This window comes from Streptomyces sp. NPDC059851, from assembly GCF_042732005.1.
In the GTDB taxonomy this organism is placed as follows: Bacteria; Actinomycetota; Actinomycetes; order Streptomycetales; family Streptomycetaceae; genus Streptomyces.
Genome location: NZ_JBHWJJ010000015.1, coordinates 20,879 through 37,443, shown reverse-complemented (window position 1 = coordinate 37,443; position 16,565 = coordinate 20,879). Strand labels below are relative to the sequence as shown.

Sequence of the window (16,565 nt, the reverse complement as noted above, 5' to 3'; positions counted from 1 at the left end):
TCGCTGGTGTCCGGCGGCCGGTCCCGCCCCCCGCCCGACCGTGTCGGAAACGGGGCCGACCGCCGGTGCCGGGTCAGCTGCGCAGCGGGCCCTCGCAGCTGTAGCTCGACGTGCCGGCCTTGCGGTTGTCCCAGATCTCCACCGGGCCGAAGGAGCAGTTCATGTCGGCGAGGTTGTTGGAGGCCGCGCCCGCCCGGTCGAGGAGGAAGTAGTCGACCGTCTCCGACATGTCCTTGAAGTTCTGGTCGTCACTGCGCCAGTTCTTCAGGTTCGCGGTGATCCGGCCGGTGCAGGTGAACCGGCGCTTGCCGGGGTCGCCGTTCTCCACGCAGTCCGGCGTGTTGTAGGTGGCCGCCGCGAAGGACGACTTCACGGCCGCGAGCGCCGAGTCGCGCAGCTGCTCGTTGGGCGTGTAGGTGGTGTTCGGCACGAACAGCTCGTCCACCTTGGCGATCTGCGCGTCCAGGAAGCGGTCGTAGTCGCGCTGGAGGTAGGTGTCCGAGCCGAGGCGGTGGCGCCAGGCGTCGTACTTGGCCACGTCGTTGTTGCGCAGGTGCGTGTACATCTCGCGCAGCAGGGAGGGCTTCTCGGTCCACAGGAACTCGAAGAACGTGCCGGCGTAGCTGTAGAAGCGGAAGCCGTCGCCGTCGTACGTGGCGTTGAGCAGCTGTTCGACCGACATGCGGGGGCCGCCGCCCGCGGTGTCGTTGATGATGCTCCTGACCAGGGACTTGCGTACGGCGATGCCGTTGTCGCGGGTGGCGCCGTCGAAGAACTCGGCGGTGCCCTCGTCCATCGCGGTCGTACGGTCGCCCTCGTACCAGGGGCCCTCGCCGAAGAAGCCGGGGACGGCGAAGCGGCCGTTGAGGTAGTGCGTGTACTCGTGGCGGAAGAGCTCTTCGAGGGTGAGGGAGGAGTCCTGCGGGACGCGCCGCTGGTACGTGTAGAAGGTGGCACCGTTCTCGATGTAGATGCCGCCGTTGTTGGTGCCGTAGCCGGTCAGGATGGGGTGGTAGTTCACGTAGTCGGCGCGGGAGGCGTACAGCACGATGTTGAGGGTGCTGTTGGGGTCGCCGGCGAGCGGCTGGTCGGTGCCGAGCACGCGGTGGAACTGCGTCTTGACCTGCTTGCTCGCGTAGTACAGCTGGTCGACGGTGGCCCGGTCGAGGGCGGTGCGGACCTTGATGGCGCCGTTGTCGTAGGTGAAGGTGTTCGGGAAGAGCTGCTTCTCGATGTCCTCCTTGCACACCCCGTACGGCTTGCACGCCTCGTAGAAGTTCAGCCAGGAGACGACCTTGGCCCACTGCTCGCTGCCGTCGCCGAACGTGGACCGGGCCGTCGGGAGCAGGGCCCCGAGGTCCGCGACGACCTGGTCCTTCAGGGCGGGGACCTGACCGAAGCGGCCGTACTCGCCGAGGGCGTCGCGCGCCACCCAGGCGTTGGCGGTGTCCTTGAGGTGGGCGTACGAGGCGAAGGCCTTGAAGACGGCACGGTACCCGGGGTCGGCCGCGGCCGCCGCGTGGAAGGCGGCGTCCTGGTTGCCCGGGTACACGCCGAGGTAGTTCACGGAGAGGCCGGCCAGGGCCGCGCCCGCCCAGGTGGGGTCCTTGTGGGTGGCGGTGTGGGCCGGGTCCATGGTGGCCAGGACCTGCTTGATGAGGCCGAGCTGGTGGTGGCGCAGGCCGGGTGCACTGCCCGCGTAGAGCGCCTCGCGCAGGGTGCGGGCGTTGGAGGCGGTGACGTCGAAGGTGCGGGCCGCGGCCCCGAAGTCGGCGATGGCCCGGCGCATGGCGTCCACGGTCGGGGCGTCGGTGATGTCGATCTCGGAGCGCGTGTGGTCGTGGTAGGCGACCGCGTGCAGGTACGTGAACATCTCCTCCAGGTGGGAGGAGTTGCGGCCGTCGTGGGAGGCGGCCAGCGAGGATATCCGCCGGGACACGGCCTGGACGTGCGCGTCGGACATGACGGGGGCCAGGCGGGCGTCCCACGTCCAGATCAGGCCCCGCAGACAGCCGTCGGCGAGGACGGCCTCGTCGCCGAGGAAGTCGGCGAACCGCTCGGGGGAAAGACCCGTGATCCCGTCGAGGGTGCAGGGCACGCCGGCCGCGAGGGTCCGGCCGGTGGGGGTGGCCCGTTCGGCCGCCCCGCGGCTCTTCTCGGTGCGCTCGGCGGGGGCGGCGGCAGCCGTGGCGGCGCCGGGTGTCCGGCCGGCGGCGGGGGCGGCTCCGGCTTCGCCGGCCCGGTCCGCGCCGGGGGCCCGATCGGGTGCCGGGACGGCCTCCTTCGGCGAGGCCACGCGGTCGACCTCGTCGAAGGGGTTCGCCCCGTGCGCCCCGCCGGTGAAGGCGGCCGGTGCGGCGGCCGGCGCCTTGGCGGGGGCGGCGGCGGCCGGCTCGGCGGCCTGGGTGACGGCCTGGCCGGCCGTCGCGAGGAGGGTGACCGCCACGGCGGCGGAGAGGAGGGACGTACGCACAACTCTGTGCTGGGACACCAAGGACTCCTGTGGGGAGGGGAGGTGGGGGACATGGCGCGCAAGGGGGTGCGTGGTGCGAAAGGAAACGTGAACTGCCCTGTGTCACACGGCGTTTGACGGGGATTAACGCGCCGCGGTGTGAGCTGTAACATAGTAATGTGAAATTGCACTGACAAGACCTGTGCGCCCACCAGTTCGCGTTTCCCGAGGGAGCCCGACGTGTCCGACGCATCCCCCCGCCTCAACATCGGCAGCCACGACCTGCCGGTATCCCCCGCGTTGTCCCGCTTCATGGCCGGGGACTGGGCCGCTTCACCCCTGCCCAACTCGGTGCGCGTCCCCGCGTACGACGCCACCCCCGCCCGCCGCGCCCGACTCTCGGCGCGCTTCCCGGGCGAGCGGCTGATCATCCCGGCCGGCGAACTCAAGGTCCGCTCCAACGACTGCGACTACCGCTTCCGCCCCCACAGCGCGTACGCCTGGCTCACCGGCCTCACCGGCGAGGACCAGGTCGGCCACGTCCTGGTCCTGGAACCCTCGGGCCCCCACGGCCACGAGGCGGTGCTGTACCTGCGCCCCCGCTCCCCGCGCACCGGAGGCAGCGAGGAGTTCTACCGGGACCGCCGCTACGGGGAGTTCTGGGTCGGCCGCCGCCCCGACCTGGCGGAGGCCGAGCGCCTGACCGGGCTGCGCTGCGCCCACCTGGACGCCCTCGGCAGCCCGGAGGGCCGCAACCCCGCCACCGACGCCGAGCTGGCCGCCGCACTCTCCGAACTGCGCCTGGTGAAGGACGCCTGGGAGGTCGGGCAGCTCCAGCTCGCCGTCGACCACACGGCCGCCGGGTTCGAGGACGTCGTACGGGCACTGCCGCACGCCCTCGCGCACCCGCGCGGCGAGCGGTGGATCGAGGGCGTCTTCGGCCTCCGCGCCCGGGCCGAGGGCAACGGCACCGGCTACGACACCATCGCCGCGTCCGGCACCCACGCGTGCGTCCTGCACTGGATCCGCAACGACGGGCGGCTGGACCGGGACGACCTGCTGCTGCTGGACGCGGGCGTGGAGACCGACACCCTCTACACGGCGGACATCACCCGCACCCTCCCGCTGTCGGGCCGCTTCTCCCCCGTCCAGCGCCAGGTGTACGAACTCGTCCTCGCCGCCCAGGAGGCCGGTATCGCCGCGCTCCGCCCGGGCGCCAGCTTCCGGGACTTCCACCGGGCCGGCATGCGCGTGATCGCGGAGGGGCTCGCCGAGTGGGGCGTGCTCAAGAACGCGGAGGGCGACCTGCACCGGCGGTACACCCTGTGCAGCAGCGGCCACATGCTGGGGCTGGACGTGCACGACTGCGCGAAGGCGCGGGCCGGGACGTACCTGGACGGGGTCCTGGAAGAGGGGCAGGTGCTCACGGTCGAGCCGGGCCTGTACCTCCAGCCGGACGACGAGACGCTGCCGCCGGAGCTGCGCGGCATCGGGGTCCGCATCGAGGACGACCTGGTCGTCACGGCGACGGGCGCCCGCCTGATGTCGGGCGCCCTGCCGCGGACGGTGGCAGGTATCGAGGAGTGGATGGGCGCGCTGCTGGAGGGCTGACGCCCGAACCGACACGTCCACGGGTTCGGGGACCGGCCCGGTCGGGCCGGGGGCGGGGCCGGGGACGGGCGGTCAGGCACGGGCGCAGGGACTGCCGGGCCGCCCCCTCACCCGGTGGCCGACGCGCCGCGGGCGCGGGCACGGGCGCGGGCGCGCCGGACGGCCTTGCCGAGTTCCCACAGGACCAGCAGGACGAGGGCGGCCAGCACGGCCCACCCGAACTGTCGGACGGTCAGCTCGGTGGTGTCCAGCATCCGCCGGAAGCCGTCCATCTGCGTGGACATGACCGCCAGGGCCAGCTCCGCGAGCGCCGCCCAGTTCATCTGCTTGCTGTCGAAGGTACTCGGGGTCAGCACGGACTCCGTCTCGCTGCGGCACTCGAAGGCGGCCACGATCAGGCACAGCGCGAAGGCCGTGAACGCGACGGAGTTGCCGACCTCGGCGCTGCCGTAGCGCTCCTGCCCCAGCTGGACCAGCCCGAGCAGGGCGAGGGTGAGCGCCAGCCCGGCCAGGCCGACGGTGGCCATCAGGCGGCCCGTCAGCACCGTCTCTCCGCGTGGGCGCGGGATCCGCTGCATCAGGCCCGGTGTCTCCCGGTCGAAGCCGAGGGCGAAGCCGAAGGGGGCGTTGACGACGAAGTGGATCCACAGGACCTGCGGGGGCGTGAAGGGCTCGCCGGCGGCGATGTTGAAGAGGGCTGCGCCGAGGAAGGTCAGGACGAAGGTGACCAGGAGGACCAGGACGAAGCGGATGTACTTGGTGAGGTTGTCGTAGAGCTTCCGGCCCTCCGCCACGGCGTGGATGATCGTGGCGAAGTTGTCGTCGGAGAGGATCATCCGGCTGGCGTCCTTGGCGACGCTCGTGCCGCTGCCCATGGCGATGCCCATGTCGGCGGCCTTGATGGCGGGCGCGTCGTTGACGCCGTCGCCGGTCATGGCGACGACCTCGCCCTTCTTCTTGAGGACGTCCGCGAGGAGCACCTTGTGTTCGGGGGCGACCCGGCCGAGGACGCCGATCCCGTCGATCCGGTCCAGTTGCTCCTGCTCGGGCAGGGCGGCGAAGTCGGCCCCGAGGACCGCCTCGCCGGGGATGCCGAGCTGCCGCGCGATCGCGGCACCCGTGGTGACGTCGTCCCCGGTCACCATGCGGACCCGGATGTGGGCGGCCCGGGCATCGGCGACCGCGGCCTTGGACTCCTCGCGCGGCGGGTCGACCATGCCGACCAGGCTGACCACGTGCAGGCCGGTGACGAGGGCGAGCAGGTCGCCGTCCGGGTCGAAGTCCGCCGGGTCGAGGTCGCGGACGGCGGCGGCCATCACCCGGCGCCCGTCGGCGGCCATCCGGTTGATCTGCTCCTGGGCCCGGCGGTTCAGGTCCTCGTCCCAGGGGACGGGGGTGCCGGCGGCGAGCGCGGTGGTGGCGCGTCCCATGACCGCGGGTGCGGCGCCCTTGACGAAGCAGCGGACCACCTTGCGGCCCGAGGCGTCCTTGGCCGCGTTGAAGGTGGCCATCAGCTTGTAGGTGGGGTCGAACGGGAGGGTGGCGAGGCGCGGCAGGCGGTCCCGGGTCTCCTCGATGTCCAGTCCGGCCTTGTGGCCGAGGACGAGCAGGGCGCCCTCGGTGGGGTCGCCGACGACCTGGCCGTCCACCAGCTTGGCGTCGCTCGCGACCAGGTAGGGCAGGACGGCGTCTTCGATGCCGGCGGAGGTCCCGGCGGCGTGGTGGACCTTGCCGTCGAGGCGGTAGCCGGTGCCGGACACGGTGTACCGGTCGGTGGGGCTGATCACTTCGACGACGGTCACCTGGTTCATCGTCAGGGTGCCGGTCTTGTCGGAGTTGATGGCCGAGGTGAAGCCGAGGGTCTCGACGGACGCGAGCTCCTTGACGATCGCGTTGCGCCGGGCCAGGTTGAGGCTGCCGACCGAGAGGATCACCTGGCTGACGGTGGGCAGCGCCTCGGGGATGGCGGCGATGGCGAGCGAGACGGCGCTGACGAAGAGGAGGTCCCAGGCCTGGCCGCGGCTGCGGCCGAGGACGAACATGACGACCATGGTGAGACCGGCGGCCCCGGCGATCCACAGGGTGAGCGTGTTGAGTTCCCTGGTGAGCGGCGACTGCTCCCGCTCGGTCGCCGAGAGCATGCCGGAGATCTTCCCGAGCTCGGTGCCGCTGCCGGTGCCGGTGACGATGACGAGGCCGCTGCCGTGCGTGACCGGCGTGTTCATGAACGCCATGTTCGGCTGGTCGCCCGGCCCGAGCCGTTCGACGGGAAGGGTGCGCGTGTCCTTGGCCGCGGGGGTGCTCTCGCCGGTCAGGGCCGACTCGTCGATCTGCAGGGCGCTGGCCTCGACGATCCGGCCGTCCGCGGGGACCTGGTCGCCGGCCGCGATGAGCACCACGTCCCCGACCACCAGCTGTTCGGCCGGGATCTCCGACTCGGTGCCGTCGCGCCGGACCCGGGCCGTCGCCTTCATCATCGACTTCAGCGCGTTCATGGCGCTCTCGGCCTTGCCCTCCTGGCGCAGGCCGACGACCGCGTTCAGCAGGGTCAGCACAACGAGCAGGACGGCGGTGTTCCACTCCTGGATCAGCAGGGACACCACCGCCGCAGCCACCAGGATGATCTGCATGTAGCTGCGGTACTGGTCGAGGAAGCGGAGCCAGCCGGGCTTCGGCTTCTCCTCGGGCAGTGCGTTCGGGCCGTCGGCCGCGAGCCGTTCGGCGGCCCGGGCCGCGGGCAGGCCGACCGCGGGGTCCACCCCGCAGCGGGCGGCGACGTCCTGCGGCGACTGCGCGTACCAGGCGTCGGGGGCGCCCTCCTCGCCCACCGCGTCCGGCCGGCCGGTCATCCTCCTACCGCCCGTGACCGGGCATCCGGGGCTTCCCGCTCCAGTTCCCTCCGGGCGGTCTTCAGGTCTTCGCGGGCCTGCTCGCCGACGGTCGGGTACTGCGGGTCGATCTCCATCAGCGCGTGCCCGAGCACGGCCGCCGCGCAGATGCGGGCGAACCACTTGCGGTCGGCGGGGATGACGTACCAGGGTGCCCACTCGGTGCTGGTGGCGGACAGCACCTCGGAGTACGCCCGCTGGTACGCGTCCCAGTGGCGGCGTTCCCGGACGTCTGCGGAGGAGAACTTCCAGTTCTTCTCGGGCCGGTCGATCCGGCTGAGGAAGCGCCGGCGCTGCTCCTCCTTGGAGAGGTTGAGGAAGACCTTCACCACGCTGAAGCCGTTGTCGGAGAGGTGGCGCTCCCACTCGTTGATCTCGCGGAAACGGCGCTCCCAGACACCGGGATCGCTGCTCTCCTGCGGCAGCCGCTGGCGGCGGAGGTACTCGGGGTGCACGCGGACCACGAGGACCTCCTCGTAGTGCGAGCGGTTGAAGATGCCGATCTCGCCCCGCCGGGGCAGCCGGCACGCGTAGCGCCACAGGTAGTCGTGGTCGATCTCCTCGTCCGAGGGCACCTTGAAGCTGCTCACGCGTACGCCCTGCGGGTTGAGTCCGCTCATCACGTGCTGGATGGTGCCGTCCTTGCCCGCGGCGTCCATGGCCTGGAGGCAGAGGAGTACGCCGCGGGAGTCCTGGGCGGCCAGCCGCGCCTGGTACTCGGCGAGCAGTTCCACCCCCTCCGCCAGCAGGGCGACGCCTTCCCCCTTGCTCATGGCGGCCTTGTAGCGGGGATCGAAGTCCCCGGCGAGGTCCACGGTGGATCCGGGTGCGACGCGCAGCGGTTCGATGAACTGCGCGATGCGCCGGGCTCGTGCGTCCGCCATCGGTACCCGTCCCTCCGGTCCGGCAGTACTTGCAGGTTCGGAGGGGATGCGGCCCGCGGCAAACGCTGGGGGCCGTTCGGGTGGGGTGCGCAGCACTGCGGGCGGCCGCGTGGGCGGCCGCCCGCAGTCCCGTCGTTCATTCAGCTCTAACGCCAGTAGTACCAGTCCCAACCGGCGTAGCCGCCGCGTCCGTGGTCGCCACGGTGGTCGTTCCAGTGGTGGTGCCGGTGGTCGTTGAACCTGCCGTCGCCGCCACGCCCGTGGTGGTCCCAGCACCAGTCACGGTCCCACCTGTCGCAGCAATCACGCCAGTCACGCCAGTCACTCCAGCGTCCGCGCCAGTTGTCGCACCAGTTCCAGTGGTCCGGGGCGGTCTGCGAAGCCTGAGCGGCCGGCTGAGTCTGGGGAAGCCCTGCGGCGAAAGCACCGCTCACGGGAGACAGGCCGAGCGTTACTCCGGCGGTACTTGCAACAACCGCCGCAATGATCCCACGGCGCATGGTCATGCACCTCCGAGCATCGTTGACGCATGCTTACGCAACGGTCATTTCCACCCTCCCTCGTACCCCGTCCGGTGTCAAAGGCACGGCCGATGACACCCTCTTGGGCTGGGCTTTCTCGCGATGCGGAAAGGGTTTTGGGGCGGTTTCGCCTATGCATCGAGGACGGCGATACCGTCCAGTTCGACCATCGCCTCCGCGTCCCAGAGGCGGACGATGCCGACGAGCGCCATCGCCGGGTACTCGCGGCCCGCCAATCGGCGCCAGATGCGGCCCAGGGCCGGGGCGTGCGCGCGGTACGCGGCCACGTCGACGGCGTAGACCGTGACCCGGACCAGGTCCGCGGGGGTTCCGCCGGCTGCGGCCAGGGCCGTCAGCAGGCCGGTCAGGGCGCGCTCGAACTGCTCGGGCAGCGTCGCCCCGACCACCTTGCCCGCGCTGTCCAGTGCGGTCTGCCCGGCCAGGAAGACCAGCCGGGACCCGGTCGCGGCCACCGCGTGGGAGAAGCCCGTCGGCGGGGAGAGCTCCGCCGGGTTGATGCGCTCCGGGCTCACCGGTACAGCTCCCGCGCGATGATCGTGCGCTGGACCTCGCTCGCGCCCTCGTAGATGCGGGGCGCCCGGACCTCCCGGTACAGGTGCTCCAGCAGGTGGCCGCGCTGCAGGGCGACCGCCCCGTGCAGCTGGACGGCGTGGTCGACCACGTACTGCGCGGTCTCGGTCGCCAGCAGCTTCGCCATCGCCGAGCGGCGCGGAACGTCCGGCGCGCCGGCGTCGTACGCACCCGCCGCCGCGTAGACCAGCAGCCGGGCGGCCTCGGTCCGGGTGGCCATCTCGGCCACCCGGTGCGCCACCGCCTGCAAGTCGCCCAGCACCCCGCCGAAGGCGGGCCGCCGCGCCGTGTGCGCCAGGGTCGCGTCGAGCGCGGCCCGCGCCATGCCGACCGCGAAGGCGCCCACGCTCGGCCGGAACAGGTTCAGGGTGGCCATCGCCACGGCGAAGCCGCGGCCGGGCTCGCCCAGCAGGTCCTGCGGGCCGACCGGCACCCCGTCGAAGACCAGCCGGCCGATGGCGTGCGGGGAGAGCATGTCCAGGGCTTCACCGGTCAGGCCGGGCCGGTCGGCGGGGACCAGGAACGCCGTGACCCCCCTCGCGCCCGGCGCCTCACCCGTTCGGGCGAACACGGTGTAGAAATCCGCCTCGGGGGCGTTGGAGATCCAGCACTTCTCCCCGCTGAGCCGCCAGCCCCGCCCGGACGCGGCCCCGGCGCGCGCCCCGGCCGCCCCGCCCGGGCCGTCGGCCTCGGCCACCAGGGCCAGGGCCGCCGCGTCCGAGCCGGCCCCCGGCTCGCTCAGCGCGAAGGCCGCCACCGCGCGCCCGGCCCGGACCTGCGGCAGCCAGCGCTCCCGCTGCTCCTCCGTGCCCGAGCGGAGCACCGGGTGCGCGCCGAGCCCCTGGAGGGCGAGGGCCGTCTCCGCCTCCGTACAGCCGTACGCGAGCGACTCGCGCAGCAGGCACAGCTCCAGGGCCCCCGCGTCGAAGACCCGCTCCACCAGGCCGAGCTCCCCGAGCTCCGCGAGCAGCGGCCGGTTGACCCGTCCCGGCTCCCCCTTGTCGGCCAGCGGCCGCAGCCGGGCTGCCGACAGCGCGCGCAGCTGCCCGCACCACTCCTCTTGTTCTGCTCCGAGCGCGAATCCGTTCATGCGGACATCCCCGGTTCTATCGCGTCCTGTTGACTGCCGTCACCATCACGATACGCTCCTGGCAGTACCTCCCGGCGGCAGTCGGGAGGGTTCGCACGGCCGGCTCCACCCACCTCGGTCCCCCCGCCGGGGGCCGCTGCCGTCGCAAGGGGGCGAACCCGCCTTGGAGCTCAAGCCTTCCGCCCACGCCGACACCTTCGCGCGTGACCACCTGCCGCCGCCCCACGCCTGGCCGCGGCTGCTCTTCGAGTTGCCCGAGCTGGCCTACCCGGACCGGCTCAACTGCGGGGCCGAGCTGCTCGACGCCACCATCGGCCGGTTCGGGCCGGACCGCCCGGCCTTCCGCACCGGCACCGGCGAGGTCTGGTCGTACGGCGAACTGCGCGACCGCGTCGACCGGATCGCCCACGTGCTCACCGCCGACCTGGGCGTGGTCCCCGGCAACCGGGTGCTGCTGCGCGGTCCCACCGGACCCTGGCTCGCCGCCTGCTGGCTCGCCGTGCTGAAGGCGGGCGCGGTCGCCGTCACCGTCCTGGCGCAGCAGCGGGCGCACGAGCTGGCCACGGTCTGCGCCATGGCCCGGGTCCGGCACGCGCTGTGCCATGCGGACGTGCTCGACGACCTGGCCGGGGCCGGCGTGCCGGACCTGCGGATCACCCCGTACGGCGGTGGCGGTCCCCGGGACCTGCTCGCGCTCGCCGAGCGGCACGGGGCGCCGTTCCCCGCCGTACGGACCTCCGCCGACGACGTGGCCCTGATCGCCTTCACCTCCGGCACCACCGGCCGCCCCAAGGGCTGCATGCACTTCCACCGCGACCTGCTCGCCGTCGCCGACACCTTCTCCCGCACCGTGCTGCGCCCCCGCCCCGACGACGTCTTCGCCGGAAGCCCCCCGCTCGGCTTCACCTTCGGCCTCGGCGGGCTGGTGGTCTTCCCGTTGCGGGCCGGGGCCTCGGCACTGCTGCTGGAGCAGGCCGGCCCTCGCACCCTGCTCCCCGCCCTGGCCGAACACCGGGTGACGGTCCTGTTCACCGCCCCCACCGCCTACCGGGCGATGCTCGACACCCTGGGCCCGTACGACGCCGGCGCCTACGACCTGTCGTCGCTGCGCCGCTGCGTCTCGGCGGGCGAGAACCTGCCGGCGTCCACCTGGCACGCCTGGTACGGGCGCACCGGGCTGCGGATCATCAACGGGATCGGCGCCACCGAGCTGCTGCACATCTTCATCTCCGCCGCCGACGACGACATCCGCCCGGGCACCACGGGCCGGGTGGTACCCGGCTGGCAGGCCCGGATCGTGGACGGCACCGGGCGGCCCGTCGCGGACAACGAGCCGGGGCTGCTCGCCGTGCGCGGCCCCGTGGGCTGCCGGTACCTGGCGGATCCACGCCAGGAGGAGTACGTGCGGGACGGCTGGAACCTGACGGGCGACACCTACGTGCGGGATCCGGAGGGCTACTTCCGGTACGTCTCCCGTGCCGACGACATGATCGTCTCGGCGGGCTACAACATCGCCGGCCCGGAGGTGGAGGAAGCCCTGATGCGCCACCCGGACGTGGCGGAGGCCGCGGTGGTGGGCCGCCCGGACGAGCGACGCGGGCAGATCGTGGTCGCGTACACGGTGCCCCGCCAGGGCGCCACTCTGACGGAGGACGCCCTGCGGGCGTTCATGCGGGCGGAGCTGGCCCCGCACAAATGCCCCCGGGCGTTCGTTTTCCTGTCCTCGCTGCCGCGGACGGCGACGGGCAAACTGCAGCGGTTCCGGCTGCGCGATCTACAGTGAACTCGTGGCCGAGCAGCACACCCCGCGATCCCTGATCGTCACCTTCTACGGCGCCTACGGGCGGACCTTCGAGGGCCCGGTGCCGGTGTCCGCGCTGGTCCGCCTGCTGGGCGCGGCCGGCGTGGACGCCCCGTCGGTGCGCTCGTCGGTGTCCCGGCTCAAACGGCGCGGCTTCCTGCTGCCCGCCCGGGCTGCGGACGGCTCCGCCGGGTACGAGCTGTCGGCGGAGGCCCGGCAGCTGCTGGACGACGGCGACCGGCGGATCTACGGCGACCGCGTCGTCCGCGGCACGGGCGAGTGGCTGGTCGCGGTGTTCTCCGTACCCGAGCAGGAACGGGCCAAGCGGCACCTGCTCCGCTCCCGGCTGTCCCGGCTCGGCTTCGGCTCGGTGGCCCCCGGCGTGTGGATCGCCCCGGCCCACCTGTACGAGGAGACCGGGCACACCCTGGACCGGCTCCACCTGACGGCGTACGTGCAGCTGTTCCGCGGCGAGCACCTCGGCTTCGCCGCGACCGCCGAGGCGGTGGCGCGCTGGTGGGACCTGACGGCCCTGGCCAAGGAGCACGAGGAGTTCCTCGACCGGCACGAGCCGGTGCTCCGGAGCCTCCAGCAGGGCGGCTCCCCCACCGCGGAGGAGGCCTACCGCGCCTACCTGCTCGCCCTGGACAGCTGGCGCCGTCTCCCGTACGCGGACCCCGGGCTGCCGCACGACCTGCTGCCGTCCGACTGGCCGGGTGACCGGGCCGCGGCCGTCTTCGCCGAGCTGCACTCGCGGCTGCGGGACCCGGGGGCCCGGTTCGTGGAACCTTAGCGGCCGGTGCGGGCGTCACCTCGGGATGTGACCAGAAACGATCTTCCGCCGGAGACTCCGGCCGCTGCACCGCAGGCCAGCCCACCCCAGGCCCCGCCGCCCGGATTCGGGCCGCCGGTCCCCCTGCCGCCCCCGCTCCCGCCCGCCGCGATGGCGGCACGGGCCCGGAGGCGGGCGCTCATCGAGGGCGCGGTCGTCGTGGCGCTGGTCGGCGCCGGCGCCGGCTACCTCGCGCACGCACTGGCCGCCAATGCCCGCGCCTACTGCGACGCGGCCTGGGAGGCGGGCGGCAGGTTCGGGATGTTCGTCCAGATGGTGGGCCTCGTCCCGGGGTGTGCGGTGCTCGCCGTGCTGGTCTGGCTGCTCGCCCGTCGGGTGCACCCGATGGTGGGTGTGGCGGCCGTGCTGCTGGTCCTGGCGGTGGTGGTCGTCTGGTACTTCGCCACCGAGGGCACCCCGGCGGGCTACCGCGGGGATTCGGGGCTGTGCGGGCCGGACAACGTGCCGCTGTGGTGGCCCGGCTGGCTGCCCTCCTGACCGATCCCGGCTCCGCCCGCGCGGGCTCCGTCCGCGCGGGCGGAATACGGGTGCGGGGCGGCTGGGGGCAGCGCCATCATGAGCCATGACCTGGACCTTGACGCACGACCTGGCGGCCTGGCAGGCCGCGGCGGGACCGGCCGTGGCCGCCGACCCGGTGTCCAACACCCTGCTGCTGACCGTGGCCGGCGGGCTGCACCGCCGCGGCCCGCACGCCTACTCCGAGCACGACCCCGTGTTCGGCTGGTGGACCGGCGCGGACGGCGCCGTGGCCGGCGGGCTGCTGTGCACGCCGCCGTACCCGCTGGTGCTGGGCGCCGTGCCGGACGAGGCGGTGGCGGCCCTCTGCGCGGCGCTGCACCGGGAGCCGCTGCTCAGCGGCATCGGCGGGTTCAACGCGCGGCTCGCCCACAGGGAGCGGCTGGCGGCGGCCTGGGGGCGGCCGGTCGGCGAGCCGGAGGTGATGCGACTGTACCGGCTCGGGGACCTGGTGGACCCGGATCCCGCGCCCGCCGGGCGGGCCAGGCCGGCCGTCGAGGCGGACCTGCCACTCGTGCGGGAGTGGTTCACGGCCTTCGCGCACGAGATCGGCGACCCGGTGCCCGCGGACGGGGTGATGCGGGACCGCATCGCCGGGAACGGCGTCCTGCTGTGGGAGGACGCCACGGGCCGCCCGGTGGCGCTGGCCGCGTTCAGCCCGGCGGAGGGCGGGGCCTCCCGCATCGGCCCGGTGTACACGCCGCCGCAGGAGCGGCGCCGGGGCTACGCCGCCGGGGTGACCCACGCCGCGGTGGGGGCGGCCCGCGCGGCAGGGGCGTCGGAGGTGCTGCTCTTCGCGGACACGGCGAACCCGACGAGCACGGGCGTCTACCTGAGGCTCGGCTTCAGGCCGGTGGAGGACCGGGCCGTGGTGCTGCCGGCCTGAGCACACACCGTACGCGCCCCCGTGGCCGCCGGGACCAGGCTGCCGCCGCGGCGGCAGTCGGCGGACGAGCGGCGCGCGAATGGCGGCGGACGGGCGGCGCGGCGGCGGACGGGCGGCGCTGCGGCGGACGAGCGGCGGCAGCCGGCAGGTCGGCTGGCTGGCTGGAAGGTCGGCGGCTGGTGGGCGGGGCGGCTGCCGCTCAGCCCTTGCCGGTCGGCGGTTTGCGGCTGCCCGCCCGGTAGGGAGCGGGCCAGGGGGCGGCCGGGCCCTGGTACTCCTGGTCGGCGGCGGCGTGCAGGGTCCAGTGCGGGTCGTACAGGTGGGGGCGGCCGATCGCACACAGGTCGGCACGGCCCGCCAGCAGCAGGGAGTTGACGTCGTCCCAGGAGGAGATGGCGCCGACGGCGATCACGGGGACGCCGAGCGCGTTGCGGATGCGGTCGGCGTACGGGGTCTGGTACGAGCGCCCGAACTCGGGGGCCTCGTCGGCGACGACCTGGCCGGTGGACACGTCGATGGCGTCGGCGCCGTGGGCGGCGAAGGCGGCCGCGATCTCGACGGACTCCTCGGGCGTGGTGCCTCCCGGCGCCCAGTCGGCGGCGGAGAAGCGGACCGTCATGGGCCGGTCCTCGGGCCAGACCTCGCGGACGGCGTCGAAGACCTCCAGCGGGAACCGCAGCCGGTTCTCCAGCGGGCCGCCGTAGGCGTCGTCGCGGTGGTTGGTCAGCGGGGACAGGAACCCGGACAGCAGGTAGCCGTGGGCGCAGTGCAGTTCGAGCAGGTCGAAGCCGCAGTCGGCGGCCCGGGCGGCGGCCGCGGCGAACTCGCCGCGGACGGCGGTGAGGTCGCGGCGGGTCAGTGCGCGCGGCACGGGCGAGACGCCGGGCCGGTACGGCAGCGGGGAGGCGGCCGTCACCGGCCAGTTGCCCTCGGGGAGGGGGGCGTCCATCCCCTCCCACATGAGACGGGTGGAGCCCTTGCGGCCCGAGTGGCCGAGTTGGACACCGAGGGCCGTGCCGGGCGCCGATCCGTGCACGAAGTCGACGATCCGCTTCCAGGCGGCGGCCTGTGCGGCGGTGTACAGGCCGGTGCAGCCGGGGGTGATCCGGCCCTCGGGGGACACGCAGACCATCTCGGTCATCACCAGGCCCGCCCCGCCGAGGGCCCGGGCGCCCAGGTGGACGAGGTGGAAGTCCCCCGGGGTGCCGTCCCCGTCCGCCGCCGAGTACATGTCCATCGGGGAGACCACGACCCGGTTGCGGAGGGTCAGCCCGCGCAGCCGCAGCGGGGTGAACATGGGCGGGGTCGCCCCGTCGGGGCAGCCGAAGTCGCGTTCGACGGCGCGGGTGAACCGTTCGTCGCGCAGCCGCAGGTTGCCGTGGGTCACCCGGCGGCTGCGGGTGAGCAGGTTGAAGGCGAACTGCCGGTCGGACTGACCGACGTAGCCGGCGAGCTCCTCGAACCACCGCATGCTGGCGGCGGCGGCCCGCTGGGTGGAGGCCACCGCGGGCCGCCGGGCGGTCTCGTACGCGGCGAGGGCCGCGGGGACGTCGTCCTGCGCGGCCACGGCCTCGGCGAGGGCGAGGGCGTCCTCGACGGCCAGTTTGGTGCCCGAGCCGATGGAGAAGTGCGCGGTGTGCGCGGCGTCGCCGAGCAGCACGACGTTGCCGTGGGACCAGTGCTCGTTGACGACCGTGCGGAAGGCGGTCCAGGCGGAGCGGTTGCCGTGGAGCGGGCGGCCGCGCAGGGCCTCGCCGAAGAGCTTGGCGCAGCGGGACGCGGATTCGGCCTCGTCGCACAGGTCGAAGCCGGCGGCCCGCCAGACCTCCTCCCGCATTTCGACGATCACCGTGGAGGCGTCCGCGGAGAACGGGTAGGCGTGCAGCTGCACGACGCCGTGTTCGGTCTGGGCGATCTCGAAGCGGAACGCGTCGAAGGCGAAGTCGGCGGCCAGCCAGATGTACCGGCAGCGCCCGCTCGTCACGGTCGGCCGGAAGTGTTCGGCCCCGCTCTGCCGGGTCGGGCTGTGCACCCCGTCGGCGGCGACGACCAGGTCGTACGAGGTCGCCAGCGCTTCGGCGGGCGGCGCCGGGGTGCGGAAGCGGAGGCGGACGCCGAGGTCGGTGCAGCGCTCGTGCAGGATCTGCAGCAGCCGGCGCCGGCCGAGGGCGGCGAAGCCGTGGCCGCCGGAGGTGAGCATCCGGCCGCGGTGGACGATGTCGATGTCGTCCCAGCGGACGAACTCGTCGCTCAGGGCGGTGTGGACGACGGCGTCGGCACGTTCGATGCCGCCGAGGGTCTCGTCGGACAGGACGACGCCGAAGCCGAAGGTTTCGTCGGGGGCGCTGCGCTCCCACACCTCCACCCCGTGGCCCTGCCGGGCCAGCAGCGCGGCGGCGTACAGCCCGCCCGGTCCCCCGCCGATCACCGCGACCCGCAGTGGGCCCGTCCTGCGCTGCGCGAGGGGCACGG

At 73.5% G+C, this 16,565-nt stretch carries 12 protein-coding genes; 5 read left to right on the top strand and 7 right to left on the bottom strand.

Annotated features, from left to right (window positions below; translation table 11 throughout):
• Positions 1–73: 73 nt before the first annotated feature.
• Entirely contained in the window at positions 74–2,491 is a 2,418-nt protein-coding gene (locus tag ACFV7Q_RS07595) for a collagenase (RefSeq protein ID WP_385424837.1), read from the bottom strand.
• Between the two features lie 201 nt (positions 2,492–2,692).
• Here ACFV7Q_RS07595 and ACFV7Q_RS07590 point away from each other — a divergent pair, with 201 nt between their 5' ends.
• Positions 2,693–4,063, top strand: coding sequence for an aminopeptidase P family protein (locus tag ACFV7Q_RS07590; protein ID WP_385424834.1), 1,371 nt, complete (start codon positions 2,693–2,695; stop codon positions 4,061–4,063).
• Positions 4,064–4,170: 107 nt separating this feature from the next.
• Here the strand turns inward: ACFV7Q_RS07590 and ACFV7Q_RS07585 are convergent, their stop codons facing one another.
• From ACFV7Q_RS07585 to ACFV7Q_RS07565, 5 genes are all read right to left on the bottom strand, one after another.
• Positions 4,171–6,912 carry a cation-translocating P-type ATPase gene (locus ACFV7Q_RS07585; protein ID WP_385424832.1) on the bottom strand — a complete coding sequence of 914 codons (2,742 nt, stop codon included), beginning with the start codon at positions 6,910–6,912 and terminating at the stop codon, positions 4,171–4,173.
• Complete coding sequence (locus ACFV7Q_RS07580; RefSeq protein ID WP_385424830.1) at positions 6,909–7,835, bottom strand: polyphosphate kinase 2 family protein; 927 nt, start codon at positions 7,833–7,835, stop codon at positions 6,909–6,911. Before ACFV7Q_RS07580 ends, ACFV7Q_RS07585 begins: the two co-directional genes overlap by 4 nt.
• A gap of 146 nt (positions 7,836–7,981) precedes the next feature.
• A complete protein-coding gene (locus tag ACFV7Q_RS07575) occupies positions 7,982–8,269 on the bottom strand; it encodes a hypothetical protein (RefSeq protein ID WP_385424827.1) in 288 nt (95 codons plus the stop codon).
• Between the two features lie 218 nt (positions 8,270–8,487).
• On the bottom strand, positions 8,488–8,889 hold the full coding sequence (locus ACFV7Q_RS07570; protein WP_385424824.1) for a RidA family protein: 402 nt from the start codon (positions 8,887–8,889) through the stop codon (positions 8,488–8,490).
• Complete coding sequence (locus ACFV7Q_RS07565) at positions 8,886–10,037, bottom strand: acyl-CoA dehydrogenase family protein (protein ID WP_385424822.1); 1,152 nt, start codon at positions 10,035–10,037, stop codon at positions 8,886–8,888. The genes ACFV7Q_RS07570 and ACFV7Q_RS07565 overlap by 4 nt, the downstream gene beginning before the upstream one ends.
• 163 nt (positions 10,038–10,200) lie before the next feature.
• On the opposite strand from ACFV7Q_RS07565, the gene ACFV7Q_RS07560 reads away from it, so the two are divergent.
• The 4 genes from ACFV7Q_RS07560 (at position 10,201) to ACFV7Q_RS07545 (ending at position 14,093) form a co-directional block, all read left to right on the top strand.
• On the top strand, positions 10,201–11,820 hold the full coding sequence (locus tag ACFV7Q_RS07560; RefSeq protein WP_385424819.1) for an AMP-binding protein: 1,620 nt from the start codon (positions 10,201–10,203) through the stop codon (positions 11,818–11,820).
• 4 nt (positions 11,821–11,824) lie between these two features.
• Positions 11,825–12,631: a PaaX family transcriptional regulator C-terminal domain-containing protein gene (locus tag ACFV7Q_RS07555; RefSeq protein WP_385424816.1), complete on the top strand. Its 807-nt coding sequence runs from the start codon at positions 11,825–11,827 to the stop codon at positions 12,629–12,631.
• Between the two features lie 27 nt (positions 12,632–12,658).
• The gene (locus ACFV7Q_RS07550; RefSeq protein WP_385424813.1) at positions 12,659–13,168 is read left to right on the top strand and encodes a hypothetical protein; all 510 of its coding nucleotides are present in this window, start codon (positions 12,659–12,661) and stop codon (positions 13,166–13,168) included.
• An 85-nt stretch (positions 13,169–13,253) separates the two neighbouring features.
• Positions 13,254–14,093 (top strand): GNAT family N-acetyltransferase, encoded by an 840-nt coding sequence (locus ACFV7Q_RS07545; protein WP_385424811.1) that lies wholly within the window; start codon positions 13,254–13,256, stop codon positions 14,091–14,093.
• A 199-nt stretch (positions 14,094–14,292) separates the two neighbouring features.
• On the opposite strand, the gene ACFV7Q_RS07540 is transcribed toward ACFV7Q_RS07545, so the two are convergent.
• On the bottom strand, positions 14,293–16,563 hold the full coding sequence (locus ACFV7Q_RS07540; protein WP_385424809.1) for a bifunctional salicylyl-CoA 5-hydroxylase/oxidoreductase: 2,271 nt from the start codon (positions 16,561–16,563) through the stop codon (positions 14,293–14,295).
• Positions 16,564–16,565 lie beyond the last annotated feature (2 nt).